Here is a 26,981-nt window from a genome sequence, read left to right as displayed (position 1 = left end):
AGCGAACGCACCGAGCGCAGCGAGGGCCGTGAGCGCATGCCCAGCCCGCAGAGCATGAGCGAACGCACCGAGCGCAGCGAGGGCCGTGAGCGCATGCCCAGCCCGCAGAGCATGAGCGAACGCACCGAGCGCAGCGAGGGCCGTGAGCGCATGCACGGCTGGCAGACGGCGTGAGTTCACGCGACGAGGTCGTCGTCGCGCTGGACGTGGGCGGCACCGGGATGAAGTGCGCCCTGGTCCGGCCGGACGGCACGACAGTGCACACCGAACGGCACGCCACCGACGCGCAGCGCGGTCCGGAGGCGGTGACCGGCACGATCCTCGACGTGGCCGAAGGACTGGCCGGCAAGGCCCGCGCCGACGGCCGTACGCCGGTGGCCTGCGGCATCGCCGTACCCGGGGTGGTCGACGAGGCGCGCGGGGTGGCGGTCTGGTCGGCGAACGTGGGCTTCCGGGACGTACCCCTGCGGGAGCTGGCCCGCACGCGGCTGGGACTGCCGGCGGCGCTCGGCCACGACGTGCGGGCGGGCGGCCTGGCCGAGGCGCGGCTCGGCGCCGGGCGGGACGCCGGCCACGTGCTGTTCGTCGCGATCGGCACCGGCATCGCCGCCGCCCACGTGGTCGGCGGGTCGGCCGCCACCGGCGCGCACGGCGCCGCCGGGGAGATCGGCCACATCCTGGTACGCCCCGGCGGCCCGCGCTGCGGCTGCGGGCGTACCGGCTGCCTGGAGGCGGTGTCGTCGGCCTCGGCGATCGGACGCCGGTACGCCGAGCTGTCCGGCGCACCCACCACCGCCGCTCAGGTGGCCGACCGGGCGGCGGCCGGGGAACCGCTCGCCGTGGAGGTGTGGCGGGAGGCGGTCGAGGCGCTTGCCGATGGACTCGCCACCGGGCAGGCGCTCTACGATGTGTCGACGGTGGTGCTCGGCGGCGGCCTGGCCCAGGCCGGTCCCCGGCTGTTCGATCCGCTGCGGCGGGCGTTGCGCGAGCGGCTGACGTTCCACCGCGAGCCGCGCCTGGTCGAGGCCGGCCTCGGTGACGAGGCAGGCTGCCTGGGCGCCGCCCTGCTGGCCCTGGACACCCTGGCGAAGGAGAGTCGATGACCCGGCGCGTGACCGGCAAGGTGGTGACCCCGACCGGCGTCATCCGGCAGGGCTGCGTGGAGTTCGCGGACGGGCGGATCACCGCTGTCGCCGAGTACCCGTCGGCGCGCGACGGCCACTGGATCGTGCCGGGCTTCGTGGACATGCACACCCACGGCGGCGGCGGGCACACGTTCACCACCGGCGACCCGGAGTCGGCGCGGCGGGCCGCCACGTTCCACAGCGGGCACGGCACGACCACGCTGCTGGCGAGCCTGGTCAGTTCCCCGTTCGACCTGATGCGCGACGCCACCGCCGCCTACCGCCCGCTGGTGGAGTCCGGCGTGCTGGCCGGCATCCACTTCGAGGGCCCGTACCTGTCCGCCGACCGGTGCGGCGCGCAGAACCCGGAGTTCCTGCGCGACCCGTCGGTCGCCGAGCTGACCGAGCTGATCGAGCTGGGCGGCGGCGCGGTGCGCATGGTCACGCTCGCCCCGGAGCGGGACGGCGCCACCAAGGCGATCGAGCTGCTGGTGGCGCACGGCGTGGTGGCGGCGATCGGACACACCGACGCCACCTGGGAGCAGACCCGGGCGGCCGTGGCGGCGGGCGCGACAGTCGGCACCCACCTGTTCAACGGGATGCGCCCGGTGCACCACCGCGAGCCCGGTCCGGTGGTGGCGCTGCTGGAGGCCCCGAACGTGGTGTGCGAGCTGGTCGCCGACGGGGTGCACCTGCACGACGGGATGCTCGGCTTCGCCGCCTCGGTGGCAGGTCCGGAGCGGGCCGCGCTGATCACCGACGCGATGGCCGCCGCCGGGATGCCCGACGGCGAGTACGAGCTGGGCGGCCAGGCGGTGACGGTGGCCGGCGGGGTGGCCCGGCTCAGCCGTGGCGGCGCGATCGCCGGCAGCACGCTCACCATGGACGCGGCGCTGCGGCACGCGGTCGGCGCGGGCGTGAGCCTGCCGGACGCCTGCCGGATGGTCGCCACCACTCCCGCCCGCGCGATCGGGCTGGCCGACCGGGTGGGCGCGTTGCGCACCGGGCTGCGCGCCGACCTGGTGGAGCTCGACGACGACCTGAACGTGGTACGGGTGATGCGCGGCGGCGACTGGGTGGAGTGATCCGCCCGGCGGTCAGGCGGTGGGCGCCTCGACGCCGAGCACCGCCTGCTCGTCCGGGCGGTGCACCAGCACGTCGGCCAGGTACGACTGCACCGCCTGACGCATCCCGACGTCCCGTCCGGCCTGCTCGGAGAGCAGCCACTTGTGCTCGATGATCTGGGCGAACAGCTCCTGCGGCTCCAGCTTGCGCCGCAGGTGGCCGGGGACGGCCCGGACCACCGGCTCGAAGACCTCGGTCAGCCAGCGGTGCGCCGCCTGCTGCTCGTCGGTCAGGTCGCTCTCCAGCCGGTAGGCGTCCAGGTCGTTGAGGAGCTTGCGGGCCTGGTTCTCCTCCGCGTCCAGGCCGGTCAGGCGCAGCAGCCGCCGGGTGTGGTAGCCGGCGTCCACCACCTTCGGCCGGACCAGGTAGCGCCCGTTGTCGACTGTGGACATGGCCACCTCGGCCACGTCGAAGCCCAGCTCGTTGAGGCGGCGGATCCGGCGCTCGATGTCGTGCCGGGCGGCGCGCTCGACCTGCTGCTCGTAGGTGATCTCGTGCCAGAGCCGCTCGTAGCGCCGCACGACCTCCTCGCAGACCACCTCCGGGTCGATCGACTCGTGCAGCAGGCCGGCGGCCTGGAGGTCGAGCGCCTCGCCGAAGATGTTGACCCGGGCGATCTCCAGGTCCTCGCCGCGCTGGCCGTTCGACAGCGACGGGTGCAGCGCGCCGGTCTCCGCGTCGACAAGGTAGGCGGCGAACGCGCCCGCGTCGCGCCGGAACAACGTGTTCGACAGCGAGCAGTCGCCCCAGAAGAAGCCGGTCAGGTGCATCCGCACGATCAGCGCGGCCAGCGCGTCCAGCAGCCGGTTCATCGTCTCCGGGCGCAGCGTGTTGGAGAACAGCGCCCGGTAGGGCAGGGAGAACTGGAGGTGCCGGGTGATCAGCACCGGGTCCAGCGGCTCGCCGTCGTCGGTCTGCCGGTCGGCCACGATCGCGATGGCCTCGACCGACGGGAAGTCGATCCGTTCCAGCGCCCGCAGCAGGTCGTACTCCCGCTCGGCGACCCGCTCGCCGGTCTCCTTCACCGCGTAGACGTACCCGCCGAGCCGCACGAACCGCACGATGTGCCGGGAGATGCCCTGGGGCAGCGCCACCAGGTGTTCGGCAGGCCACTGCTCCAGCGGGGTCGACCAGGGGAGGTCGAGCAGCGCCGGGTCGACGAGAGCCGAGGTGATCCGCACGGCAACCAGTGTGACCGCTGACCCCCGCGCCGCGCTTCCCTTCGTGGTTGGGCACACAGCCGCCGATGCCCGCGCCGCCGCGACGTCGTCGGCGGCCGGTAGCGTGGTCGCGTGCGTCAGACCTCGGGGGTACGCGGTGACCTGCGGCTGCGGCCGGTCCGGCCGGCCGGGTGGTGGTTCGACGGGCTGCTGCTCGTGGCAGTGGTGGCGCTGACCGTCGCGCTCGCCTCCGGTCACCTGTTCGGCCTCGACCGGGCGGTCGCCGACTGGTCGGACGAGCACCGCCCGACCGCCGCCCGCTGGGTGGCGATGACGTTGAACCTGCTCGGCCAGGGCACCCCGCTGACGCTGCTCGCGGCCGGGCTCGGCGTGCTGCTGGCGCTGCGGCTGCGTTCGGTACGGCCGCTGCTGCCGCCGGTGATCGGGTTCGTGCTCACGTTCTTCACGGTCGTCCCGCTGAAGGTGTGGACGGCCCGCCCCGCGCCCAGCGCCTCGGCCAAGGAGCCGTTCCTGTCGCCGGAGCAGACGCTGCCGCTGTTCCAGCACGACCTGCCGGTGCGTTTCGCGCAGTCGTACCCGTCCGGGCACGTCGCCAACGCGATCGTCTGGTACGGCGTCCTGGCCCTGCTGCTGGCCCCGCTCGTGCGCACCCTCGGCCGTACCGTGCCGCCCCGGCTGGTCACGGCGATCCGGGTGGCGCCTCCGGCGGTGGTCTTCTGCACCACCGTCTACCTGGGCTGGCACTGGCTGACCGACTCGGTCGCCGGCCTGCTGCTCGGCCTGCTGCTGGACCGCCTGCTGCACCGGGTGCCCTGGGACGGCCTGCCGCTGCCGAACCGGCTCGGCGACTGGCGGCGCCCGGTCGGCTGGGAGTCGCCGCCCGCCACCTCCGCGACGCGGTGACGGCGGGCGGCGCAGCGCTCAGTCGGCCGTCCGGATCTCCACGATGCTGATCCGGGTACGGGTGCTGTAGGTCAGCCGGCGGCGGCGGTCGCCGTCACCGGGCCGCACCGCCACCTGGATGCGGATCTCGGTGTCCCTCGGCAACTCGACACGTTCGTTCGGCGTGTTCACGACGAACACTCCCCCGGCCGAGGCCGGGTCGATCGACACCCGCTCCTGCGTCAGCAGCGGGGTGTCGCTCTCCCCGTGCCCCGGCCTGGTGTACTCGGCGCGCACCCGGACGAGGTCGTCGCGCCGCAACCCGCGCAGGTCGATGGTCGCCTGGATGCTCACCAGCCCGGTCTGCGGCACGGTCCAGTGGTAGAGGCCGGTCGCCCAGCGGATGGCGTGGAACCGGTCGGTGGTCTCAAGGGTGTCGCCCGGGTGCGCGGTGCTGTGGAAGGTGGCGATCACCTCCCGCTGCGGCGGTCGGGACGTCCGCTCGCCGATCATCCTCGCGAAGTCGTCGGCGGTGCCGCGGAACGCGTCCGCGTCACAGGTGTGCTGACGGCCGATGATCGCCGAATCGGTGTACTGCCAGATCCTTGGCGTCGCCTCCGGGCGGCCGTAACGGACCCACCCCGGTCCGGAGTCCCCGCCGGCCCGCGCGTACGCGGCCTTGAAGTCCTCGGCCACCCGGTACGGGTAGTCGGCGTTCCAGCGCGGGAAGTCGCCCAGGTCGTCGTCGCCGTACTCGCCGCGCGAGGCGTACATCACCGCGACCTTGCCGGTGCGCTGCTCCAGTTCCCGGCCCACATCGACGCCGACGTGCGGCGGCACCTCGTCGGTCGGCCAGCGTTCCAGGTCGATCTGCCAGAAGAACCGGTCGTAGTCGCGCCACCAGGGGGTGTGCCGGTCGGCGTAGTCGATCGCCGTGGTGACCTGGTCCTCGACGGAGACACCGGAGTGCACCACCACGTACATGCCCAGGAACGGGATGCCCGCGTCCTTGGCCGCGGTGAGCATCACCCCGTAGTACTGGCTGTGGAACGTGCCGTCGCGCGACTGTTCCGTGCCCTTGTAGGTCATGAAGTCGATCCCCGCGGCGCGGGCCTCCCGGATCCGGTCGGTGGTCAACCCCCGGTCGACGTCGTAGTCACTGGCGTCCCAGCCGAAGAGCGTCATGTGCGGTACCTCCCGCGGTCGCGGAGCGGACGTTCCCGAAATTGCCGGAGCCGATTCGCGGGCACCTTTGCCCGATCGACGCAGAAAAAACTTCGTCATCGCAATCGGATAATCCGCGCGGGGCATCTGCGAGCCGCGCTCATTTAATCGTCGACCTGCGCGCTGACCTGCATAAATGACTCTACCGAGCAGGCCCGGCATCGGCCACCGCTGAGCAGCCTGTAATTATGCAAATGATTTTCGTCAATTGCCCGGGCGGCCGAACCCGCCATTCACCTCGTACCCCTAGGCTGCCGGTGTGGAACTGCTGGCGCGCCGACTCGGCGTACCCGACGCGGTGGTCATCGGTCTCGGCTCGATGCTCGGCGCGGGCGTCTTCGTGGTCTTCGCCCCCGCCGCCGAGGCGGCCGGCGGTCCCGGCCTGCTGGTCGCGCTGGCGGTGGCCGGCTTCATCGCCTACTGCAACGCGACCAGTTCGGCCCGGCTCGCCGCCCGCTACCCCGAGTCCGGCGGCACCTACGTCTACGGCCGGGAACGGCTGCACCCGTTCGCCGGTTTCCTCGCCGGCTGGGGATTCGTGGTCGGCAAGACGGCGAGCTGTGCGGCCATGGCGCTGACCATCGGGGCGTACCTGTGGCCGGGGCGGGCGCGGCTCGTCGCGGTCCTCGCGGTGGTGGCGGTGACCGCGGTGAACCTGCGCGGCATAGGCAAGACCGCCACCGCCACCCGGGTGCTCGTCGCGGTGGTGCTCACGGTGCTCGCCGTGGTGGCGGTGACCGGAGCGCCGCAGGTGGCCGCCGACCGGCTCACCGCACCGGCCGACATCGGCGCGGGCGGCGTGCTGACCGCCGCCGGTCTGCTGTTCTTCGCCTTCGCCGGGTACGCGCGAATCGCCATGCTGGGCGAGGAGGTACGCGACCCGGCGCGCACCATCCCCCGGGCCGTGCCGCTGGCGCTCGGCGCGGTGCTGGCGATCTACCTGACGCTCGCCGTGGTCGCGCTCGGCGTGCTCGGCGCCGACAGGCTGGCCGCGACCGACGCGCCGCTGGTCGAGGTGGTGACCGCCGCCGGGCACCCGGGGCTGGCGTGGCTGGTCCGGACCGGCGCCGCCGTCGCGGTGACCGGGGTGCTGCTGTCCCTGCTCGCCGGCGTCGGCCGGACCACGCTGGCGATGGCGCGGCGGCGGGACCTGCCGGGCGCGCTGGCGGCGGTGCATCCGCGCCACCGGGTGCCGCACCGCGCCGAACTGGCGGTGGCCGCCGTGGTGGCCGCCGTGGTAGCGGTGGGCGACGTCCGGGCCGCGATCGGCTTCTCCAGCTGCACCGTGCTGGTCTACTACGCGATCACAAACGCGTCGGCGCTGACGCTCGGCCCGGACCGGGACCGGCGCGTCCCGGTACGGCTGCTCGCCGCGCTGGGGCTGGTCGGCTGCCTGGTGCTGGCGGTCAAACTGCCGCCGCCGAGCGTGCTCGCCGGGTTCGGCGTGCTCGCCCTCGGCGCGCTCGGGTACGCCGTCCGCCGCCGCCGTCCGGCCTGACGCGCTCGATCGCTCCGCTCCGCCGGTCGACGGGCCACTGTCACACGTCCGGTCACTCCCGCGGGTGGCGCGCGGCGGGCGGGCCGGCAGGTGCCGACGGCGGCGCGGGCGTGGTCTGCCGCAGCAGCGCGGTCAGCCCGGCCCGCCGGGCCACCACCGTGAGCCGGTCCCCGGCCTGGATCACCATGCGCGGGTCGGCCGACCAGTCGACCTTCTGGTTCGGCCGGGCGTGCGCGAGCAGGCGTACCTCGCCGGGCCGGGCCACCGCGCTCAGCGGGCTTCCGTCCAGCGGCGAACCGGCCACCACCGGCACCTCGGTGACCAGCAGCGCGTGCCGGGCGACCGGGATGGTGGCGATGACCGCGCGATCGAGCAGGGCCGCCGCGAACGCCGGTGCGGCCAGGTAGGACACACTGCGCGAGATGCCGATGCCGAACGCCTGCTGGATCCGCTCGGCGAAGTCGCCGTCGAACAGCCGCAGCACCACGCGCAGGTCCGGGTCGAGAGACCGGGCGATCAGCGCGGCCCGCAGGTTCGTCCCGTCGTCGGTGGAGACCACCACCAGCGCCTGGCAGGTGTCCACCGAGGCGGACCGGAGCGTCTCCTCCCGGCCCGCGTCGCCCACGATCAGCGGCACCCCCAGCCGGTGCGCCAGCGCGGCACCGCGCGCGTCCGGGTCCTTGTCGATCGCCACCACCTCGACGCCGAAGTCGTGCAACTGCGCCATCACGCGGGTGCCGATCCGGCCCAGCCCGACCAGCACCACGTGCCCGGAACGGTCCGGCTGGACCCGGCCGGCGTGCAGCGCCAGCCGGGCGTTGACGACGCCGTCGACGACGGCGGCCGTGATCAGCGGAATCAGCGCCAGCCCGGCCAGGTTCAGCACCACCTGCATCACCTGGGCCGCGACCGGCTTGTTGACGTCCGGGTCCTGGCCGGTGAGCGTGGTGACCAGGGTCAGGTAGACCGCCTCGCTCCAGCTCACGTCGGCGGCCCGGGCGTTGAGCCAGCCCAGCGCCGCGATCACCGCGAGCAGCACCAGCACCGCGATGCCGATCTTGCGGGTGGCGAAGTGGCGGACCGCGCGGAGCAGCACCGCCATCGGCTGCCGTCGCCGCCGCGCCCGTACCAGCCGCCGCGCGGCCACCTCGGTGCCCGCCGGCCGCCCGGTCGCCTCGGCCAGCACCACGTCGGCCGTCGCCTCGTCGGCGGGCAGCACCCGGACCAGGTCCGGGTCGGTGGTGACGGCCAGGCCGCAGACCATGTCCTGCGGGCGTACGTCGTCGCGGCGGGCCACGTAGAGCGTGCGACCGCCGTGCCGGAAGTGGGTCGGCGCCACCTCGCCCAGCGCGGCGGCGACAAAGGCGGGCGCGGCCATCGAGGCGTCGGAGAGGACCGCCGAGTCGGGGAAGAGCTGCCGCAGCCCGTCCGCCAGGTTGGTGTTGAACATGCGCACCACCAGGCGCAGCCGCGACTCGACCTCCTGTGCGCAGAGCGCGGCGTGCATGTTTCCCACGTCGTCCTGGTGCAGCAGGGCCAGCCCGGCCGCGCCCGCCAGCCCGGCCCGGCGGAACGCCGCCTCGTCGAGGCGCTCGGCCGTGACCACCCGTACCCCCGGCACGTCCCGCCCGTCGGGGCCCTCGGACCGGCGGCGGGCCGGCACCACGAGCGTGACCCGCACCCGGCCGTCGGCGCTGTCGGTGGCGAGCAGCGACCGGACCACCCAGTAGGCGAGCGGGTCGGAGCCGCAGACCACGTAGTGCGGGCGTTCGTCCCCGTTCATCCGGAGCCGCCAGCCGGTCGCGCGGCGCGCGCGGTCACGCAGTGGCTCGGCCATGTCCGGATCGTAGTCAGCCGCTCGCGATGCGCGCAGCCCCGACGATCATGAACGCATGGCGGGTCCGGGTACGGGTAACGCACCGGCATGCAGACGTTCCTGCCGTATCCGGACTTCCTGGCCAGCGCGCGCACGCTGGACCAGAAGCGGCTGGGCAAGCAGCGTGTGGAGGCGATCCAGGTGCTGCGCGGGCTGACCCGGCCGGACTACGGCTGGCGCAACCACCCCGCGGTGAAGATGTGGGCCGGGTACGAGGAGGCGCTGACCCGGTACGGGCTGGACATGTGCGCGGTGTGGTGCGAGCCGGGCCGGGCCGACACCTGCGCCGGCACGCTCGCCACCGACCTGGCCACCGCCTGCGGCGTCTCGCTGATCCGCACCCAGGAGGAGTTGGCCGCCGCCGGTGAACTGCCGCCCTGGCTGGGCCGCGGCGACCTGCACCGCAGTCACCGGTCGTCGCTGCTGCGCAAGGACCCCGTCCACTACGCACGGTTGTTCACCGACGTCTCCCCCGACCTGGAGTACGTCTGGCCGCCGTCGGACCGCCCGCGCCGCTGCCTGCCGTGAAGGGCAGGGCCGCAGATCCGGATGCGTCAGAACGGGTGCCTTCCTTCCGCCTCAGGCAGACTGTGAGCACCGCCGACCGAAGGATGCCCCCGTGAGCCTGTCGCAAGTGGTAGGTCGTCTGATCGGCGTACGCGAGCACGTGGTGGACCCGGGCGGCGGTGGCGCCGACCGCGTGCCGCGCCCGGTCCCGGCGCTCGTGGTGGGCGGCGGAATCGCCGGCATGTCGGCGGCGGTGGTGCTGGCCGAGCGCGGGGTGGCGGTGACGGTGCTGGAGGCCGCGCCGCACCTCGGCGGGCGGCTCGGCGCCTGGCCGGAGGAGCTGCGCGACGGTGTCCAGCGCAACGAGCACGGCTTCCACGCGTTCTTCCGGCAGTACTGGAACTGGCGGTCGATCCTGCGCCGGGTCGATCCGGCGCTGGGCTTCCTCAAGCCGATCCCGGGCTATCCGATCCTGTCCGAGCAGTGGCCGACCGAGGAGTTCGGCAAGCTGCCGCCCGCGCCGCCGGCGAACCTGCTGGCGCTGCTGCTGCGCAGCCCCAGCCTGCGCCTGGCGGACCTGCGCTCGATGGACCGGGACGCCGCGCTGCCGCTGCTCACCTACGACCCGGTACGCACCTACGAGGAGTTCGACGAGCGCACCGCCGACGAGTTGCTCAGCTCGCTGCGGCTGCCGGACCGGGCGCGCGCCATGCTGTTCGAGGTCTTCTCGCACTCGTTCTTCAATCACGAGGCGGAGATGTCGGCCGCCGAGATGATCGCGCAGTTCCACTTCTACCTGCTCGGCAACCCGGAAGGGTTGGCCTTCGACTGCCCGGACCGGGACTACGGCACGGCGATCTGGGAGCCGCTGCCCCGGTACGTGGAGAAGCACGGCGGCCGGGTGCTGACCGGCGCGGCGGCGGCCCGCCTGGACCGTACCGCAGCGGGTTGGCGGGTGACCGGCGCCGACGGTGACGTCTGGGAGGCGCCGCACGTGGTGCTCGCGGTGGACCCACCGGCGCTCGCCGCGCTGGTCGACGCCTCCCCCGGCCTGGTCGCGGCGGCACCCGAGCTGGTGGCGCGGATGCCCGCGTTCGGCCGGCCCGGGCCGCCGTACGCGGTGGCGCGCTACTGGATGGACGGGGACGTCCGGGCCGACCGGGCGGTGTTCAGCGGCGTCTCCCGGCAGCCCACGCTGGACTCGGTGACGCTCTACCACCGGCTGGAGGACGAGCCCCGGCGCTGGGCCGAGCGGACCGGTGGTTCGGTGGTGGAGCTGCACGCGTACGCCTGCGAGCCGGACGTGCCGGCCGACGAGCTGGCCGCGCGGATGCTGCGGGAGCTGACCGCGCTCTGGCCGGAGGTCGCCGACCTGCGGGTACGCGAGCTGCGTGCCCGGGTCGAGGCGCAGGCCCCGGCGTTCACGCCGGGCAGCCACGCCTGGCGTCCCGGAGTGGAGACCGACGCGCCCGGCCTCTACCTGGCCGGTGACGGCATCCGCACCGACTTCCCGAGCGCGCTGATGGAACGCTCTGCGGCCACCGGGATCATCGCGGCGAACCACATCCTGCGCGCCGAGGGGGCGGCGGCCGAGCCGGTCCGCTCGATCCGTCCGCGCGGCCTCCTGGCCGGTAAGACTGGCCCGAAACACCCATAAGCGAACAAAAACGGCTCTACGCTCGACTGATCCGGTGACACGGGAGGTCGGGCGGTGAGCACCGCGACGCGCGAGCGGCGCGACGAGGAGTACGGGACACCGCGGGACGAACGGACCGCGGTGGTCACCGCGCTGCGACTCGGCTGGTCGATGGCGGACGCCTACCACCACGCGCAGACCGCCGACCTGGCCGAGGACGGGAACCGGCAGATGCCGGCGCCGCCGAAGCTGTCGAACCTGACCGAGCTGGCCGGGCGGCACCGGCTCGGCATGTACCTCGACGGCGTGGACGTCGCGCTGGCCCAGATCGCGCCGCTCACCCCAGCCGGCCGTACGGTGCCGTCCACCGCCGTCGCCCGAGGCGCCACCGGGACCGACCGGGAACCGCTGCTGCGCGCGCTCGACGACCTCAACATCGACGTGCTGCGCTGGACGATGGCGACGAACCACCGGGTGGGCGTGGCGTACCGGCTCGGGCGCTCGCTCGCCGACACCGTCCGGCGCGGCGACGCCGACCAGCTCGCCGGGCGCTTCGCAGGCCGGCACATCCAGATCGGCAGGTGGCTGGACGAGCTGGCGAGCGTGCTGCCGCCGTACTCGGCCGCCGTGGTGCGCCGCTCCCTCGCCGCCTGGGCCACCGCCGTCGGTCGCGCCACTGTCGGCGACCCGGGCGAGGCCGGGCTCGCCGAGCTGGCCCGCGAACTACGCAACCAGGGCGACCTGTGGCAGGACGTGCTGACCGGCGGCCTGCACCCGCGCGACCTGCTGGACGAGGAGAACTGGGCGGTGGTCGCCCGCAACGTCATCATCCGGGACCGGAAGCTGGTGGCGCAGGCGGCCCGGGGCATCTTCTGGCCGGTGCTGGCGCCGCTGCTGGTGGTGCTGCTCGCGGTCGTCGGGGTCAGCGCGGCCGCCGCGGCCGGCTCCCCCACCACCAGGGCGGCGGTGGCGCTCGTCGGCCTCGGCGCCGGGCTCACCGCGATCTGGCGGTCGATCTCCACGCCCACGCTGTCGGTGGCGGCCGAGGTGAACCGCCCGCTGCTGGACAGCGAGCTGGTGGTGCAGATGACCGCCCGGATCGACCGGCCGCTCACCGCCGCGGGACGTGCCGGGCGGGCCGGACGGCAGCGGCGGCCCGCCGACGACGGATCGAAATACGTTGGCCATGATTCCCGAATCGATCTACCGTGATCGCGCAAGGTCAACCACCGCTTCAGGAGCCGACGATGTCGCTACGATCCGCCACCACGATGACGTCGTGGCTGCTCGGTGACGCCTGTCGGGAACACGGCCCCTGGCCCGGAGGGCACGGCTGACGCGTACGTCGCGCGTCCCCGTCGTCGCCGCCCGGTCCCGTGGACCGGGCGGCTTTTTCGTCGCCGTACCGCCGATCGTGAAGGGAGAGCCCGGTGGACGCCGTCCTCGTCATAAACGCCGACCTCGGCCCGCTGCACCGGGTCACCGTCAAGCACGCGATCCGGATGCTCTGCCGCCGGGTCGCCGAGATCCACGAGGCCGAGCCGGACCGGGTGATCGGCGTCTTCCCGCTGCCACGGGTGGTCCGCCTCGTCCGGTACGTGGTGACCCGCTGGCGGTTCAGCGCCGGCCCGGCCTGGTCCCGGGCCGGGGTGCTGGCCCGCGACCGGCGGCGGTGCGCGTACTGCGACGGCGCGGCCACCACCATCGACCACGTCCTGCCCCGCTCCCGCGGTGGCCGGAACACCTGGGGGAACACCACCGCCGCCTGCTACGCGTGCAACCAGCGCAAGGGTGACCGGACCCCCGCCGAGGCGGGCATGCCGCTGCGGCGGGAGCCGGTGACACCGAGCTGGGCCGCGCTGGCGCGGTGACGGACGGCCGGCGGGCACAGGGGGCGGTGCCGGGGGTACTTCCCGGCGCCGCGCCCGCCGGTCCCACCATGCCCTAGGTGTCGAGACGCCGGGCCAGCCCGTCGAGCAGGAGGTCCAGCCCACCACCGAACTCGTCCTCCGGTCCGACCGCGCCGGCGTCGCGCGCGGTCTCGGCGAGCAGGGGGAACTCGTCGCGGGGCAGCGCCTCGATGGCAGCCGTGCCGGGGCCGGCCAGCGCGCCGAGGTGTTCCATCTGGATCGCGCCGACCACGTAGCCGAGCAGGGCGCGGAACGCGACCACCCGCCCGGTTCCGGTGAAGCCGGCCCGGGTCAGCACCGCGAGCACCGCCTCTCCCCAGCGCAGGATCGCCGGTGAGCGGTGCCGGTGCGCGGGCAGCAACGGGACGACGGCCGGATGGGCGCCGACCGCGTGGCGTACCCGGTCGGCCAGCTCCCGGACGCCGTCCGGCCACGGGACGTCGAGCGGCGGCCGGGTGTCCACCCGGTCGAGGACCCGCTCGACGACGAGCGCCTCCAATTCGTCGCGGTCGGCGACGTAGCGGTAGAGGCCCATCGTGCTGGTGCCGAGCTGCGTGCCGACCGCGCGCATGGTGAGGCCGGCGAGGCCGTCCCGGTCGAGCACCGCGAGCGCCGCGTCGGCGAGCCGGGCCGGGGTCAGGGAACGGGGACGAGGCATGGCCTTGACAGCGTACAAGATACGCCTACGGTTGTAGGAGTACGCCGTACGCCTACAACGGGAGCGCGCATGGACGTCGTCAACCCCCGCCACCTGACCAGCGTGACCGGCGCCCAGGTCGCCCTGCCGGACCCGGACCGCCTGGTCCACCTCCAGTTCCGTCGCTTCGCCGGCTGCCCGGTCTGCAACCTCCACCTGCGCTCGATCGTCCGCCGGCACGCCGAGATCGAGGCGGCCGGCGTACGCGAGGTGGTCCTCTTCCACTCCCCGCCGACGAACTGCGCGAGCACGTCGCCGACCTGCCGTTCGCCGTCGTGGCCGATCCGGACCGGCGGCTCTACCGGGAGTTCGGGGTGGAGTCGGCGCGGCGGTCGCTGCTCGACCCACGCGCCTGGCTGCCGATCCTGCGTGCCGTGGCGACCGGCACCTGGCACGTCCTGCGCGGCCGCGAACGGCTGCCGTCCCGCACGCCGCACGGCGGCCGGCTCGGGCTGCCGGCCGACTTCCTGATCGCGCCGGACGGCCGGGTGCTCGCCGCGAAGCACGGCGAACACGCCTCCGACCAGTGGTCGGTGGACGAGCTACTGACCCAGGTCAGCGGGAGCCGGTCGACACGCTGACCGCCGGATCGCCGGGGTGTTCCCGCAGGAACGCCTCGGCCAGCGCGAACGTCAACACCGTGCCGACCAGCAGCAGCCGGACACGGTGGCGTCCCCGCTTGATCTCCCGACGTTCCGAATCAGCGTCCACGATGGTCCCCCGTTCGACGGCCGGGACGTACCCATCGGGGGATGCCGGTCAAACGGCGGTCAGCGCGTGGCGGGCGGGGTCCAGCCGAAGCGCGGCGGCCGGCGCTCGTTGACGGCCGCAACCCCCTCGCGGGCCTCGCCGCTGTCCCGCACCTGGGCGTGCCACCAGGCCAGCCGGTCGGCGTCGGCACGCCCGTCGACGATCTCCTTCGCGGCGGTCACGGTGAGCCGGGACCGCTCGGCGATGGTGGCGGTCAGCGCCGCCACCCGCCCGGCCAGGTCCCCGGCCGGCAACACCTCGTCCACCAGGCCGATCCGCAGTGCCCGCTCGGCGTCGACCAGCTCGCTGGTGAACAGGAGATGCTTCGCAGCGGACGGCCCGACCAGCGCGGCCAGCCGCCGGGTGGTCGGTGCCGGGTAGACCAGGCCGAGCCGGGCCGGGGGTACGCCGAACCGGGCGTCCGCGGCGGCCAGCCGCAGGTCGCAGGCGACGGCGAGCTGACAGCCGCCGCCCACGCAGGCACCCTCGATCGCCGCCACGGTGGGGCGGCCGAATGCGGCGAGCCGTTCCTCGGCGGCCACCGCGATGCTGCCGTCACCGGCGGCCAGCAGCTCGTCCAGGTCGCCGAGGTCGGCGCCGGCGCAGAACGTGCCGCCCGCGCCGGTGAGCACCAGCACCCGTACCGCCGGGTCCGCCTCCAGGCCGTCGAGCAGCACCGGGAGCTGCCGCCACATGGCCGGGGTCATGGCGTTGCGCCGGGCCGGGTTGTGGATGACCACCGTCGCCACCGGGCCGTCCAGGGCGACTGTCAGTTCCGCGTCGGACATGGTGCGACCGTAACGGCCGGGGCCCGGCGACCACCCGCGTGGGGTGGCCGCCGGGCCCCGGAGTCGGCGGTCAGGTCAGGAGACGTTGATCGCGGTGTCGTCGAGCACGAACGAGGTCTGCAGCGAGACGTCCTCGGTGCCGGTGAACTTCAGCGTGACGGTCTGCCCGGCGTACGCCGCCAGGTTGAACGACTTCTGGCTGTAGCCGCTGGCCTTGTTCAGGTTCGAGTAGGTCGCCAGCGTGGCCAGCACCGAGCCGGACGAGTTGAGCACCTGCACGTTCAGCTTGTCGTACTGGACGCTGCTGGTGGTCTCCGCCGTGTCGATGTGCAGCCAGAACGAGAGGGTGTACGCGGAGCAGCCGCTCGGCAGGCTCACCGACTGCGACAGCGTCTCGGTACGGGTGCTGCCGTAGCCGTTCATCCACGCGTTCCAGGATCCGGTGCGGGTCGGCTGGCTGCTGCCGTGCTGCCCGATCACGCCGGAGCTGGCGGACCAGACCGTGTTGCCGGACTCGAAGCCGGGGTTGCCGAGCTTCTGGCCCGCGCCGGTGCAGCCGCCGCCGACGCTGCTCACGGTCAGCGAGTACGTGGCGGTCTTGGCGCCGGACGCCGCGCTGCCGCTGACCGTCACCGAGTAGGTGCCGGTCGGGGTGCTGGAGCTGGTGGAGATGGTGAGCGTGGACGAGCCGCCCGAGGTCACCGAGGCGGGGCTGAACGACGCGGTGGCGCCGGTCGGCAGGCCGGACGCGGAGAACGTCACGGTCTGCGCGGTGCCGCTGGTGGTGGACGTGGCGACGGTGGCGGAGACCGAACCGCCCGCGGTCACCGACCCGGCGGTCGGCGAGAGCGAGACGGAGAAGTCGTTGCCGGTCGAGCTGCACGGCGCGTCGTTGCCGGCGACGTTCACCGCGGTCCACGCCGCCTGGACGGTCTTGTACTCGGTGGAGCAGTTGCCGTACAGGTCGGTAGCGGCCCGCAGGCTGTACGCGCGGGCGGTGTTGGCCGGGTTGCTGGTGTTCACGTACGAGGTGTTCGAGGTGAAGTACACGTCGAGCGCCCGGTACCAGATCTTCTCCGCCTTGGTGCGGCCGATGCCGGTGACCGCCGGGGCCGAGCCGCAGACCGGCGAGGTGCCGTACGCGGTGGCGCCGGTGCCCTCGGCGAGGTTGAAGAAGAAGTGGTTGCCGACGCCGGAGGAGTAGTGCACGTCCTTGTTCTTCGTGCTGGTGGACCAGCAGGAGTCGGACGAGCCGTCCAGCGACGGGTTGTACATGTAGCGCAGCGGCGTACCGTTGCCGTTGATGTTGATCTTCTCGCCGACCTGGTAGTCGCCCGCGTCGCTCGGCGCGGCGGCGTAGAACTCCACCATGTTGCCGAAGATGTCGCTGGTCGACTCGTTGAGGCCGCCGGACTCACCGGAATAGACCAGCCCGGCCAGCGCCTCGGTGACGCCGTGGCTCATCTCGTGCCCGGCCACGTCCAGCGAGACCAGGGGGCGGGAGTTGCTGGAGCCGTCGCCGTAGGTCATCTGGGCGCCGTCCCAGAACGCGTTCACGTAGTTGTTGCCGTAGTGCACCCGGCTCGGCACGCCCTGGCCGTTGCCGAAGATGCCGTTGCGGCCGTGCACGTTCTTGAAGTAGTCGAACGTCTTGGCGGCACCGAAGTGGGCGTCCACGGCGGCCGACTGCCGGTTCGAGTTGGCGCCGGTGCCCCACGCGTTGTCCGCGTCGGTCAACGTGGTGCAGCTGGAGGTCCCGTTGTTCATGTCGCAGGTACGGCCGTTGCCGCGTACCGGGTCGATCATCTGGTACGTGCTGCCGGACAGCGTCGTGTCGATGGTGACCGAGCCGGTGTAGATGCCCTGGCCCGTGCCGGCCACCGTCTCGATCTCGTCGTACGAGCCGATCACCTTGCCGGTGGTGGCGTCGGTGACGACGTGCAGCTTCGACGGCGTCTGCTTGTCCGCCTTCCAGCCGGTCGCGACGGTCTCCCAGGCGAGACGGCCCTTGCCGCTGCTGGCGTCGACGAACAGCTCCGGTGCGCCGACCGAGGTGAGCGAGCCGGAGAACGCCTTGCGGGCGCTGGCCTTGGCGGCCTCCGCTCCGACCTTCGCGGTGGTGCCCAGGGTCAGCGGGGCGGAGAGGCTGACCGACGCGCCGGTCATGGTGCCGTTCGCGGCGGTGTGGATGACGAAGTCACCGCCGTACACCCGGAGGCCCTGGTAGGTCCGGCTGTAGCGGGTGTGCGCCGCCCCGGACGGGTCGACCTTGGTGCGGACGGCCTGATAGGCCTCACCACTGGCGCCCTGGACGGCGCCGGGGTTGGCACGCAGCAGGCTCGCGGACCGGGCTACGGCCGAGGCCTCAGCGCTGGGTGCGCTTGGCGCTGCCGCTTGCGCAGAGGTGGTGACGCAGGCCAGCACGCTGCTGGTGAGCAGCGCTGCGCTGACGGCGGCGACGGATCTTTTCACGGGCCCTCCTGGAAGGCGGATGTTGTGACGGGGGTTGTCACTGGTGTAGATATAGCGATACATCGAAAAACGTGAAAGAGGCTGGCGTGCTCTCGCCGGAGACACTGACCGAACGGATGAGGAGGAGCGGTGACCCGGAACCGGGTGGTCCCGTCGCGCGTCCGATCGGGTATGAGAGCTGCCCCCGCCATCGCTGCCGTCGCCGCCCTTCTCGTCCCGATCGCCGGCTGCGCCCGCACCGACGCGCCACCCGTCATCACGGACGGCCCCTCGCCGCTGGCCGCCGAGGTCGTGCTCGTGAAGTCCGGCGGCATAGCCGGGGTGAAGGACACGGTCACCGTGCGGCCGGACGGCCAGTGGACCAAGACCGACCGGACCGGCGCCGCCCAGGAGGGCCGGCTCGCCACGGCGGACCTCACCCGGCTGCAGCAGCTCACCACCGACCCCCGGCTGGCCGCCGAGACCGCGGAAACCAAGGGCCCGGACAACTGCGCCGACGGGTTCACCTACCGGCTGACCGTCGGCCCGGCCCAGACCGGGTACGTGGACTGCGGGGCCGCCGCCCGGCCACCGGCCGTCACCGCGCAGGTGGTCGAACTGCTCGGCGACGCCACCGGCTGACCCGCCCGGACCTCAAACCCGATCCGGCTGTGACTTCGGCCTATGGCCGGCGGACGGGCGAGCGGGCCAGCATGGAGGGCATGACTCGCGCACTCATCGCCATGACCAGTCACTCCGAGCTGGGCCGCACCGGCCGCTCGACCGGCTACTACGTCGGCGAGGCCGCCGAGCCGTGGGAGGTGTTCCGGGCCGCCGGGTACGACGTCGACCTGGTGTCGGTGGCCGGCGGGGAGCCGCCGGTCGACGGCCGGGACGAGAACGACAGCACCCAGAACGACTTCCTCGCGACCGCAGGCGTCACCGACACGCCGAAGGCCGCCGACGTCGACCCGGACGGGTACGACGTGATCCTCTTCGCCGGCGGTCACGGCACCATGTGGGACTTCCCCGACGACCCCGACCTGGCCCGGATCGCCCGCTCGGTCTACGAGCGCGGCGGCGTGGTGGCCGCCGTCTGCCACGGACCGGCGGCGCTGGTGAACCTCACCCTCACCGACGGCTCCCGGCTGATCGCCGGCAAGCGGGTGGCCGGCTTCACGAACAGCGAGGAGGCGGCCGTCGGCCTCACCGACGAGGTGCCGTTCCTGCTCGCCGACAAGCTCGCCGAGGCGGGCGCGCAGCACGTGCCGGCGCCGGACTTCACCGAGCACGTGGTGGTCGACGAGCGCCTGGTGACCGGCCAGAACCCGCAGTCCGCCCGCGCCGTGGCCGACGCCGTGGTGAAGCTGCGCGCCTGAGCGCGGTCAGATCCGGTAGTCGTCGGGCAGGCCGGTGGCACGCAGCTCGGGCGGCAGGTGGGCGACGTCGTTGAACGCGATGAGCGCCGGCGGGCCGCCCGAGCTGTAGCGGATCACCGTGAGCCCGCAGTTCTGCTGATTGAGCCCGATCCATCGCCGGGCCGGCGCCTCCAGCGCGTTCAGCACCAGCCAGGCGACCAGGAAGTTGTGGGTGACGACCAGCTCGCGTACGTCACCCTGCGCGGGGGCGGTGGCGAACCGGGCCACCGCCTCCGCCGTCACGCGCGGCCCGTCGCGCCGCTCCCGCTCGGTGAAGCCGGCCAGGAACGCCGCGTACCGCTCCGGCAGCTCGGCCGGGTCGGTGTCGTGCGGCACGTGGTCGCCGGCGCGGTCGTCCGCGCGTACCGGAACACCCGGCAGCGACGCCGCGACCAGCGCGGCGGTCTCCGCGGCCCGGCGGGCCGGCCCATGGTGTACGGCGTCGAAGCGCGTGCCGCGCAGCCGCTCGCCCAGCAGCGTCGCCTGCCGCCGGCCCTTCTCGGACAGGCCGGTGTCCGCCTCCTCCTCCGGGCGGTCCTGCTCGCCGTGGCGGACCAGGTAGAGCAGTCGGCTGGGCATCGGCACCTCCACGGTCGGGGACAGCGAGACTAACCCGTCCCTCGCCGACCGGCCCGGGCTGATCGCCGCCCTCCGGCTGGTTCACGGGGGCCCTGGCCGTGCCCGTCGAGCAGCACCATGTACCGGTCCCAGGCCGCCGATCCGCCGGGCAGCCTCCTCGCTCCTGGTGGCCCCCCTGCACCCCGCGCGTACAACGTCTGAGGCCGCGTCAGCGCGGGGATTCGCCGGACCGCAATCCGACGACGAGGAGCGCGACCATGCGCCGGCCGTAGTCGGGGTCCTCGTCCGGCATGGGCGCACACAGTTTCGCGACGGCGTACAGCAGGTCCTGGGCGCTGATCCGAACCTGGACCTCGCCGCTGGCGGTAGCGGCTTCGAGCAACGACTCGAGAGCCGGTCCCAGCTTCTGCATGAGATATCCGGGTAGGCCGTCGAACGCCGGATCGCCGGAGTGCAGGGCCGCGGCGAATCCGCGTTTGGTCGCGACGAACGCGGTGAACCGGTCGAGCCACTTCGCGAGGGCGGCCCCCGGCTCGTGCGCGGCGGCCAGCGCCGGGGCCGCGTCGGCGCAGGCGTCGATCTCCCGCTCGATGACGGCCTTGATCAGATCCGAGCGCTGCGGGAAGTGCCGGTAGAGCGTGCCGACGCCGACGCCGGCCAGATCGGTGATCTCTTTGGCCGGGGCATCGACGCCGATGGTGCTGAAGACCGTCTTCGCCGCTTCGAGCAGGGACTCGATGTTGCGGCGCGCGTCGGTGCGCAGTCGGCGCGGCGCGCGTTCGCGAACACCGAAATCTGCCGTGCTGTCGGACACAGCTGCACCTCCCTTGCTTTTCCGGAAAACCTTTCCGTATAGTTCCGGAAAGGGATTCCGCATAACCACGATACCGCAGGGAGACGTTCATGCAGTACCGCACCCTGGGCCGGACCGGCATCCAGGTCAGCCCGTACGCGCTCGGCACGCTGATGTTCGCCACGGTGATCGGCAACCCCGACCCTGACGACTCGATCAAGGTCATCCACAAGGCGCTGGATGCGGGAATCAACCTTGTCGACACCGCCGACGCCTACGGCGACTCGGAGGAGATCGTGGGCAGGGCCCTCAAGGGGCGCCGCGACAACGTCGTCCTCGCGACCAAGGTGGGCCTTCCCAGGCTGAACGCGCCGACCCGGACGCCGGGCGCGGCCGCCGCCACCGACCCCAACCAGCGAGGTGCCTCCCGCCGCTGGATCATGACCGCGGTCGAGGGCTCACTACGCCGCCTGCAGACCGACCACATCGACCTCTACCAGATCCAGCGCCCGGACCCCGACACCGACATCGACATCGAGGAGACGCTCTCCGCGCTCTCCGACCTGATCCGCAGTGGCAAGGTCCGGGCGATCGGGTCATCCACGATGCCCGCATCCCACCTCGTCGAGGCCCAGTGGGTCGCCGAGCGGCGCGGGCTGGAACGTTTCCACACCGAGCAGCCGCCCTACTCGATCCTCAACCGCGGCATCGAGAGCGAGGTGCTGCCGGCCGCGCAGCGCTACGGGATGGGCACGCTGGTGTGGGGCCCGCTCGGGCAGGGGATGCTCACCGGCCGGGTCCGCAAGGGCGAGCAGAACGACCTGCGCCGTGCCCGCTTCTCCAAGCACCTCACCGACGAGCGCCGGATCGACGTCGTCGAACAACTCATCCCGCTCGCCGACGAGGCCGGCATGCCGTTGACCCACCTCGCCATGGCATTCGCCATCGCACACCCCGGCGTGACCAGCGCGATCCTCGGCCCGCGCACCATGGAGCACCTCGACGACCTGCTCGCGGGCCTCGACGTCACGCTCACCGACGAGCTACTCGACCGGATCGACGAGATCGTCGCGCCCGGCACCGATGTCACCCGGCTCGACCAGGCCTACCTGCCCCCGGCCCTGCTGAAGCCGGACCTGCGCCGCCGGCCGGTCAGCGAGCGTGGCGCCGCCTGACCGTCCTGCCCGTCGAAGACGAAGAGCAGCTTGTCGCCTTCGTCCGGCGACGGCGGCCGGCCGAAACGCCTAATGGAATTGGAGCCACTGCCGGACGCCGCCGTTGTCACTCAGTTCGTCACCCGTCAGGCCTGCGCAGCCATCAGCGCATCGGTCTCGGCGAAGCCCAGTGCGCCGTCGAGGGCCTGGTAGGTCCCAGCGGCCAGCAACTCGCGGGCGGCGCGCCGCGCCGCCGCGTACGCGGTCAGGGCGATCGCCGGGCCGAGGCTGACCCTCGTGACGCCCAGGCCGGCAAGCTCACTGATCGAGGGTGAGCCCGGCCCGGCCATGACGTTCAACGGCACCGCGAGCTCGTTGCTGTCAGCGTTGCTGTCATCCGGCCGGATCGCAGCGGCTGCCGCCGCGAAACGCCTGATGGAATTGGAGCCCCCGGCCGGGATCGAACCGGCGACATCTCGCTTACAAGGCGAGTGCTCTGGCCAGCTGAGCTACAGGGGCGCGTGCGTTGGGGGTCAGCATAGCGACTGAGCCCCGGAAATCCCGCCTCGCAGGGCTCCCCAGCACGGAAAACGTCGGTATCCCGACCGGGATGGCGATGGATCATCACCTGGCCGCGCTCCCAGGCGGGGAGATTGATGCCGCGCCGTGCCCGACTGACCGTTATGCGTATGCCGTCCGTCCCATCCCTCGCGCCACGTCTTGGCACGATCGCGAAAGCCGTTTACCGTGCAGTGACACGGACGACACTCCGGCCGGCCTCGGCTGCCCGAGCGACGACCCCGTTGGCCGGCGCCTCGGGCGCCGGTCGCTCCTTCACTCGGATCGTCCGGCACGTTCCTGCCGGTGAAAGGAAGCGCTCCATCATGGCTACGGTCACCTACTCGAAGGCGTCCCGGATCTATCCGGGCACCGAGCGCCCCGCCGTCAACCAGCTCGACCTCCAGATCGGTGACGGGGAGTTCCTCGTCCTGGTCGGCCCGTCCGGCTGCGGCAAGTCCACCAGCCTCCGGATGCTCGCCGGCCTGGAGGACGTCGACGACGGCGCGATCTACATCGACGACCGGGACGTCACCCACCTCCCGCCGAAGGCCCGCGACATCGCGATGGTCTTCCAGAACTACGCCCTCTACCCGCACATGACGGTGTACGAGAACATGGCGTTCGCCCTCAAGCTGCGCAAGACCTCGAAGGCGGAGATCGACCGGCGGGTCAAGGAAGCGGCCGGGCTGCTCCAGCTGGAGGAGTTCCTCAGCCGCAAGCCGAAGGCGCTCTCCGGCGGTCAGCGCCAGCGTGTCGCCATGGGCCGCGCGATCGTCCGCGAGCCGCAGGTCTTCCTCATGGACGAGCCGCTGTCGAACCTCGACGCCAAGCTGCGTGTGCAGACCCGTACCCAGATCGCCTCGCTCCAGGCGAAGCTGGGCGTCACCACCGTCTACGTCACCCACGACCAGGTCGAGGCCATGACCATGGGTCACCGGGTGGCGGTCATGCTCGACGGCGTGCTCCAGCAGGTGGACACCCCGCGGGCGCTCTACGACACCCCGGCCAACGTCTTCGTCGCCGGCTTCATGGGCTCCCCGGCCATGAACATCAAGACGGTGAAGCTGACCGACCAGGGCGGCGTGTTCGCCGAGATGATCATGCCGCTGACCCGCGAGCAGGTCGAGGCGGCCCGCGCCGAGGGCGGCGACGGCAAGGTCACCGTCGGCTTCCGTCCGGAGGACTGCGACCTGGTGAGCCCGTCCGAGGGCGGCATGCCGGTCGTGGTCGAGCTGGTCGAGGACCTGGGCTCCGACGCCAACGTCTACGGCCACGCCGCGCTTGAGGGCCACAACGAGCGGTTCGTGGTCCGCACCGACCGGCGCACCATGCCGAACATGGGCGACACCGTGTTCGTCAAGCCGCGTGTCGGCCGTAGCCACGTCTTCCACGCCACCACCGGCATCCGGATCTGACGTACGCGAAAGAAGGGGCGGCCCGCCACGGCGGACCGCCCCTTCTTCGTACTCTCGATCAGGCCTCGACGGACCGGCGGCGGGCGACCTCGGCGAGCGTGACCGCGGCGGCGACGCTGGCGTTGAGCGACTCCACGTCGGAGATCATCGGGATGCTGACGGTCAGGTCGCAGGTCTCCCCGACCAGGCGGGACAGCCCGCGGCCCTCCGAGCCGACCACCACGACCAGCGGGCCGACGGCGGCCTCCAGGTCGTACAGGTCGGTCTGCCCGTCGGCGTCCAGGCCGACCACGACGAAGCCGGCGTCCTTGCACGCCTTGAGCGACCGGGTCAGGTTGGTGACCTGGGCGACCGGCACGCGCGCCGCCGCGCCGGCGCTGGTCCGCCAGGCGGTCGCGGTGATCCCGGCGGCACGCCGTTCGGGTACGAAGACACCCTGCGCGCCGAACGCGGCGGCCGACCGGATGACAGCGCCGAGGTTGCGCGGGTCGGTGACCCCGTCCAGCGCGACGAGCAGCGGGGCGGCCTGCTCCAGCGCGGCGGCGACCAGGTCGTCGAACGCCTCGTAGACGAACGGCGGCACCTGGAGGCCTACCCCCTGGTGCAGCACCCCGCCGGTCATCCGGTCCAGCTCGGCGCGGCTGACCTCCAGGATCGCGATGCCCCGGTCGGCGGCGGTGCGGACGATCTCCTTGACCCGGTCGTCCATGTCGATGCCCTGCGCGGTGTAGAGCGCGGTCGCGGGCACCTGGGTGCGCAGCGACTCCAGCACCGGGTTGCGCCCGACCAGCAGCTCCGGGCTGTCCTTCGCCGGGTTGGCCTTGCGACCCGGCGCGACCCGAGGGCCGCCCCGACCGCCGGGCTTGCCCTTGCCGCCCTTGAGCGGCACACCGGGCCGGCTGCCCTTGCCCCAGGTGGTGTCCTTGGTGCCGGGCTGGCCGATCTTGGGCGAGCGGCCCTCCTCGGCGGCGGCGCGGCGCTCCTTGTCCTGCTTCCAGGCGGTGCGCTGGGGCAGCTTCTCGGTGCCCGAGTACGCCTTGTGCCAGGGCCGCTCGTCGGCGGGCAGCGTGCGGCCCCGCCCGCCGAGAGAGTCCTTGTTCTTGCCACCGGTGCCCTTGGGGGCACCCGCCTTCGGCGTCAGTCGCCGGCCACGGCGCTGCGAGTTGCCGGCCATCAGTCCTGCTCTCCAATAGTCCAACGCGGGCCCTGGGGGGTGTCCTCGACGACCACGCCTGCCTGCTTGAGCTGGTCGCGTACGGCGTCGGCGGCCGCCCAGTCCTTGCGGCTGCGGGCCTGCGCGCGCTGCTCCAGGGCCAGCGCGATCAGGGAGTCCACCACACCGCGCAGGTCGTCCGTGCGGCCGCCGCCGGTCCAGGCCGGGTCCAAGGGGTCGACGCCGAGGATATCCAGCATCGCCCGGGTGGCGGCGAGCGTCGTGCGGACGGTCACATCGTCCCCGGCGGTGAGCGCGGTGTTGCCGTCGCGCACCACCTCGTGCAGCGCCGCCAGCGCCGCAGACGTGTTGAGGTCGTCGTCCATCGCCGCGACGAACCCGGCCGGCAGGTCGCCGGGCCGGCCCGCGCCGACCCGCTCGGCCGCCCGCTGCACGAAGCCCTCGATCCGCCGGTACGCGACAGCGGCCTCGCGCAGCGCGTCCTCGGAGTAGTCGATGCGGGAGCGGTGGTGCGCGGCGACGTAGTAGTAGCGCAGCTCCACCGTGCGGACCCCGAGCGAGGCCACATAGTCGAGGTCGAGCGTGTTGCCGAGCGACTTGCCCATCTTGGTGCCGCCGATGCTGAGCAGGCCGTGGTGCACCCAGTAGCGCGCGAACGGCAGGTCGGCGGCCTGCGACTGGGCGATCTCGTTCTCGTGGTGCGGGAATGTCAGATCGAGCCCACCGCCGTGGATGTCGAAATCGGGGCCCAGGTAGCGCCAGCACATGGCCGAGCACTCGATGTGCCAGCCGGGGCGTCCGCGCCCCCACGGCGACGGCCAGTAGGCATCGGCCGGCTCGCCCGGCTTGACGCCCTTCCAGAGCGCGAAGTCACGCGGGTCGCGCTTGCCCCGGTCGGGGGCGTCGTCCGCGGACTGCATGTCCGCAGGCGACTGGCCGGACAGCGAACCGTACGCGGGCCAGGAGGCCACGTCGAAGTAGACGTCGCCGGAGCCGTCGGTGGCCGGATAGGCGTGACCGGTCTCGATCAGCCGGGCGATCAGCTCGTGCATCTCCGGGACGTGCCCGGTGGCGCGCGGCTCGCACGTCGGGGGGAGCACGTTGAGCGCGCGGTAGGAGGCGGCCAGGATCTGCTCGTTCGCGTACGCGATCGACCAGAACGGCCGGTCCTGCTCCATCGCCTTGACCAGGATCTTGTCGTCGATGTCGGTCAGGTTGCGGATGAACGTGACCTCGAAGCCCTTGCTGAGCAGCCAGCGGCGCAGCACGTCGTAGTTGACGCCGGAGCGAAGGTGACCGATGTGCGGCGGGGCCTGGAGCGTGAGACCACACAGGTAGACCCCCACCTTGCCGGCTTCCCGCGGGACGAAGTCCCGCACCGATCGGGTGGCGGTGTCATACAGACGTAGTGTCACCTCACAAGGGTAGCCGCCCGCACATTTCCGGGTTGGCCGGAGCCGGGTCGTACGCTGCGTGCTGTGGACACGGCGGCGCGTTCCGGAGAGACCGCACAGACCCTGGACCGGGGTCTGCGGCTGCTGCACCTCGTCGCGGACGCGCCGGGCGGGCTGACAGTCACCGAGGCGGCGCACCGGCTGGGCATCGGCCGGGCGGCCGTCTACCGGCTGGTCGGCGCGCTGACCGGCCACGGGATGCTGCGGCGCGACGGCGAGGGCCGCCTGCGCATCGGCGTGGGCGTGCTGCACCTGGCCCGACGCGCCCAGCCGCTGCTGGCCGAGGGAGCGCTGCCCGCGCTGCGCCGCCTCGCCGAGGGCACCGGCGCGACCGCCCACCTGACTGTGGTCGAGAGCGGCGAGGGGGTCGCGCTGGCGGTGGTCGAGCCGAGCTGGACGTCCTTCCACGTGGCGTACCGGACCGGCACCCGGCACCCGCTGGAGCGGGGCGCGGCGGGCCGGGCGGTGCTGGCCGGGCGGACCGGCGATCCGGGGCCGGTGAGCACCAGCGGCGAGCTGCAGTCGGGCGCGTACGGGGTGGCCGTCCCGGTGCTCGGCGTGCCGGGTCTGGAGGGCAGCGTCGGGGTGGTGTCGCTGACCCCACTCGACGTGGCGGACGTCGGCGCCCAGGTCACGGCCGCCGCCGAGGCGGTGGCCGCCGCGCTCTCCTGACACGGGGCCGATAGCACACCGGCGGGTCGCTCGGGGGTTGTCCACAGGGCGCGGCGGGCGGCTCGGCTGCGGCTGTCCACAGGGGTACCGGTCTCTGCCCGTGCGCCGCCAC

The 26,981-nt window shown here is 73.0% G+C and carries 26 protein-coding genes and 1 tRNA gene; 14 read left to right on the top strand and 13 right to left on the bottom strand.

The features are described 5' to 3' along the window. Positions 1 to 170 precede the first annotated feature (170 nt). Entirely contained in the window at positions 171 to 1,103 is a 933-nt protein-coding gene (locus ACFYON_RS11525) for an ROK family protein (RefSeq protein WP_355015096.1), read from the top strand. Continuing rightward, positions 1,100 to 2,209: an N-acetylglucosamine-6-phosphate deacetylase gene (nagA, locus tag ACFYON_RS11520; protein WP_355093938.1), complete on the top strand. Its 1,110-nt coding sequence runs from the start codon at positions 1,100 to 1,102 to the stop codon at positions 2,207 to 2,209. The genes ACFYON_RS11525 and nagA overlap by 4 nt, the downstream gene beginning before the upstream one ends. A gap of 12 nt (positions 2,210 to 2,221) precedes the next feature. Here the strand turns inward: nagA and ACFYON_RS11515 are convergent, their stop codons facing one another. Continuing rightward, a complete protein-coding gene (locus ACFYON_RS11515) occupies positions 2,222 to 3,430 on the bottom strand; it encodes a DUF4032 domain-containing protein (protein WP_354868716.1) in 1,209 nt (402 codons plus the stop codon). 141 nt (positions 3,431 to 3,571) lie between these two features. On the opposite strand from ACFYON_RS11515, the gene ACFYON_RS11510 reads away from it, so the two are divergent. Then, positions 3,572 to 4,333 (top strand): phosphatase PAP2 family protein, encoded by a 762-nt coding sequence (locus tag ACFYON_RS11510; protein WP_355093942.1) that lies wholly within the window; start codon positions 3,572 to 3,574, stop codon positions 4,331 to 4,333. Positions 4,334 to 4,351: 18 nt separating this feature from the next. Here the strand turns inward: ACFYON_RS11510 and ACFYON_RS11505 are convergent, their stop codons facing one another. Continuing rightward, positions 4,352 to 5,497, bottom strand: a complete 1,146-nt coding sequence (locus tag ACFYON_RS11505; RefSeq protein WP_355015083.1) for a hypothetical protein — start codon at positions 5,495 to 5,497, stop codon at positions 4,352 to 4,354. 298 nt (positions 5,498 to 5,795) lie between these two features. Between ACFYON_RS11505 and ACFYON_RS11500 the strand changes: the two genes are divergently transcribed. Beyond that, positions 5,796 to 7,034, top strand: a complete 1,239-nt coding sequence (locus tag ACFYON_RS11500; RefSeq protein WP_355015084.1) for an APC family permease — start codon at positions 5,796 to 5,798, stop codon at positions 7,032 to 7,034. A gap of 52 nt (positions 7,035 to 7,086) precedes the next feature. Here the strand turns inward: ACFYON_RS11500 and ACFYON_RS11495 are convergent, their stop codons facing one another. Beyond that, positions 7,087 to 8,871 carry a potassium channel family protein gene (locus tag ACFYON_RS11495; RefSeq protein ID WP_387320726.1) on the bottom strand — a complete coding sequence of 595 codons (1,785 nt, stop codon included), beginning with the start codon at positions 8,869 to 8,871 and terminating at the stop codon, positions 7,087 to 7,089. An 87-nt stretch (positions 8,872 to 8,958) separates the two neighbouring features. On the opposite strand from ACFYON_RS11495, the gene ACFYON_RS11490 reads away from it, so the two are divergent. The 4 genes from ACFYON_RS11490 to ACFYON_RS11475 all read left to right on the top strand — a co-directional run bounded on the left by ACFYON_RS11490 (position 8,959) and on the right by ACFYON_RS11475 (position 12,924). Further along, the gene (locus ACFYON_RS11490) at positions 8,959 to 9,438 is read left to right on the top strand and encodes an MSMEG_6728 family protein (protein WP_354868725.1); all 480 of its coding nucleotides are present in this window, start codon (positions 8,959 to 8,961) and stop codon (positions 9,436 to 9,438) included. Between the two features lie 91 nt (positions 9,439 to 9,529). Beyond that, positions 9,530 to 11,074 carry an FAD-dependent oxidoreductase gene (locus ACFYON_RS11485; RefSeq protein ID WP_354868728.1) on the top strand — a complete coding sequence of 515 codons (1,545 nt, stop codon included), beginning with the start codon at positions 9,530 to 9,532 and terminating at the stop codon, positions 11,072 to 11,074. Positions 11,075 to 11,128: 54 nt separating this feature from the next. Continuing rightward, complete coding sequence (locus ACFYON_RS11480; protein ID WP_354868730.1) at positions 11,129 to 12,265, top strand: hypothetical protein; 1,137 nt, start codon at positions 11,129 to 11,131, stop codon at positions 12,263 to 12,265. A 218-nt stretch (positions 12,266 to 12,483) separates the two neighbouring features. Continuing rightward, positions 12,484 to 12,924 carry an HNH endonuclease gene (locus ACFYON_RS11475; protein ID WP_354868732.1) on the top strand — a complete coding sequence of 147 codons (441 nt, stop codon included), beginning with the start codon at positions 12,484 to 12,486 and terminating at the stop codon, positions 12,922 to 12,924. Positions 12,925 to 12,997: 73 nt separating this feature from the next. Here ACFYON_RS11475 and ACFYON_RS11470 read toward each other — a convergent pair whose 3' ends face one another. Next, positions 12,998 to 13,621, bottom strand: coding sequence for a TetR/AcrR family transcriptional regulator C-terminal domain-containing protein (locus tag ACFYON_RS11470; RefSeq protein WP_354868735.1), 624 nt, complete (start codon positions 13,619 to 13,621; stop codon positions 12,998 to 13,000). Positions 13,622 to 13,935: 314 nt separating this feature from the next. Here ACFYON_RS11470 and ACFYON_RS11465 point away from each other — a divergent pair, with 314 nt between their 5' ends. Continuing rightward, the gene (locus ACFYON_RS11465) at positions 13,936 to 14,241 is read left to right on the top strand and encodes a hypothetical protein (RefSeq protein WP_354868737.1); all 306 of its coding nucleotides are present in this window, start codon (positions 13,936 to 13,938) and stop codon (positions 14,239 to 14,241) included. On the opposite strand, the gene ACFYON_RS11460 is transcribed toward ACFYON_RS11465, so the two are convergent. The 3 genes from ACFYON_RS11460 to ACFYON_RS11450 form a co-directional block, all read right to left on the bottom strand. Beyond that, complete coding sequence (locus tag ACFYON_RS11460) at positions 14,216 to 14,371, bottom strand: hypothetical protein (protein WP_354868739.1); 156 nt, start codon at positions 14,369 to 14,371, stop codon at positions 14,216 to 14,218. The two genes, ACFYON_RS11465 and ACFYON_RS11460, sit on opposite strands and share 26 nt — an antisense overlap. A 59-nt stretch (positions 14,372 to 14,430) precedes the next feature. After that, positions 14,431 to 15,198, bottom strand: a complete 768-nt coding sequence (locus ACFYON_RS11455; RefSeq protein ID WP_354868742.1) for an enoyl-CoA hydratase/isomerase family protein — start codon at positions 15,196 to 15,198, stop codon at positions 14,431 to 14,433. A 75-nt stretch (positions 15,199 to 15,273) separates the two neighbouring features. Beyond that, complete coding sequence (locus tag ACFYON_RS11450; RefSeq protein ID WP_354868744.1) at positions 15,274 to 17,670, bottom strand: M4 family metallopeptidase; 2,397 nt, start codon at positions 17,668 to 17,670, stop codon at positions 15,274 to 15,276. 171 nt (positions 17,671 to 17,841) lie between these two features. Between ACFYON_RS11450 and ACFYON_RS11445 the strand changes: the two genes are divergently transcribed. After that, positions 17,842 to 18,291 carry a hypothetical protein gene (locus tag ACFYON_RS11445; protein WP_354868746.1) on the top strand — a complete coding sequence of 150 codons (450 nt, stop codon included), beginning with the start codon at positions 17,842 to 17,844 and terminating at the stop codon, positions 18,289 to 18,291. A gap of 80 nt (positions 18,292 to 18,371) precedes the next feature. Beyond that, the gene (locus ACFYON_RS11440; protein ID WP_354868748.1) at positions 18,372 to 19,028 is read left to right on the top strand and encodes a type 1 glutamine amidotransferase domain-containing protein; all 657 of its coding nucleotides are present in this window, start codon (positions 18,372 to 18,374) and stop codon (positions 19,026 to 19,028) included. Between the two features lie 6 nt (positions 19,029 to 19,034). On the opposite strand, the gene ACFYON_RS11435 is transcribed toward ACFYON_RS11440, so the two are convergent. Continuing rightward, positions 19,035 to 19,646, bottom strand: a complete 612-nt coding sequence (locus tag ACFYON_RS11435; RefSeq protein WP_354868750.1) for a histidine phosphatase family protein — start codon at positions 19,644 to 19,646, stop codon at positions 19,035 to 19,037. 208 nt (positions 19,647 to 19,854) lie between these two features. Beyond that, entirely contained in the window at positions 19,855 to 20,460 is a 606-nt protein-coding gene (locus tag ACFYON_RS11430) for a TetR/AcrR family transcriptional regulator (protein ID WP_354868753.1), read from the bottom strand. A gap of 89 nt (positions 20,461 to 20,549) precedes the next feature. On the opposite strand from ACFYON_RS11430, the gene ACFYON_RS11425 reads away from it, so the two are divergent. Then, complete coding sequence (locus ACFYON_RS11425; protein ID WP_354868756.1) at positions 20,550 to 21,614, top strand: aldo/keto reductase; 1,065 nt, start codon at positions 20,550 to 20,552, stop codon at positions 21,612 to 21,614. 125 nt (positions 21,615 to 21,739) lie between these two features. On the opposite strand, the gene ACFYON_RS11420 is transcribed toward ACFYON_RS11425, so the two are convergent. Together ACFYON_RS11420 and ACFYON_RS11415 are read right to left on the bottom strand one after the other, a co-directional pair. Continuing rightward, complete coding sequence (locus ACFYON_RS11420) at positions 21,740 to 22,000, bottom strand: isocitrate lyase/phosphoenolpyruvate mutase family protein (RefSeq protein ID WP_355047195.1); 261 nt, start codon at positions 21,998 to 22,000, stop codon at positions 21,740 to 21,742. Between the two features lie 35 nt (positions 22,001 to 22,035). After that, a tRNA-Thr gene (locus tag ACFYON_RS11415) sits at positions 22,036 to 22,112 on the bottom strand. Between the two features lie 365 nt (positions 22,113 to 22,477). On the opposite strand from ACFYON_RS11415, the gene ACFYON_RS11410 reads away from it, so the two are divergent. Further along, a complete protein-coding gene (locus ACFYON_RS11410; RefSeq protein WP_354868759.1) occupies positions 22,478 to 23,569 on the top strand; it encodes a sn-glycerol-3-phosphate ABC transporter ATP-binding protein UgpC in 1,092 nt (363 codons plus the stop codon). A 58-nt stretch (positions 23,570 to 23,627) separates the two neighbouring features. Here the strand turns inward: ACFYON_RS11410 and rlmB are convergent, their stop codons facing one another. Both rlmB and cysS read right to left on the bottom strand, forming a co-directional pair. Then, the gene (gene rlmB, locus ACFYON_RS11405; protein WP_354868762.1) at positions 23,628 to 24,743 is read right to left on the bottom strand and encodes a 23S rRNA (guanosine(2251)-2'-O)-methyltransferase RlmB; all 1,116 of its coding nucleotides are present in this window, start codon (positions 24,741 to 24,743) and stop codon (positions 23,628 to 23,630) included. Next, on the bottom strand, positions 24,743 to 26,158 hold the full coding sequence (cysS, locus tag ACFYON_RS11400; protein WP_354868765.1) for a cysteine--tRNA ligase: 1,416 nt from the start codon (positions 26,156 to 26,158) through the stop codon (positions 24,743 to 24,745). Before cysS ends, rlmB begins: the two co-directional genes overlap by 1 nt. Before the next feature lie 63 nt (positions 26,159 to 26,221). On the opposite strand from cysS, the gene ACFYON_RS11395 reads away from it, so the two are divergent. Next, positions 26,222 to 26,869, top strand: a complete 648-nt coding sequence (locus tag ACFYON_RS11395; protein ID WP_354868768.1) for a helix-turn-helix domain-containing protein — start codon at positions 26,222 to 26,224, stop codon at positions 26,867 to 26,869. Positions 26,870 to 26,981 lie beyond the last annotated feature (112 nt).

It is taken from the genome of Micromonospora sp. NPDC005686 (genome assembly GCF_042871665.1).
Classification (GTDB): domain Bacteria; phylum Actinomycetota; class Actinomycetes; order Mycobacteriales; family Micromonosporaceae; genus Micromonospora.
Note: the sequence above shows the minus strand (reverse complement) of the source record. Positions and strands in the feature narration are given on the sequence as shown.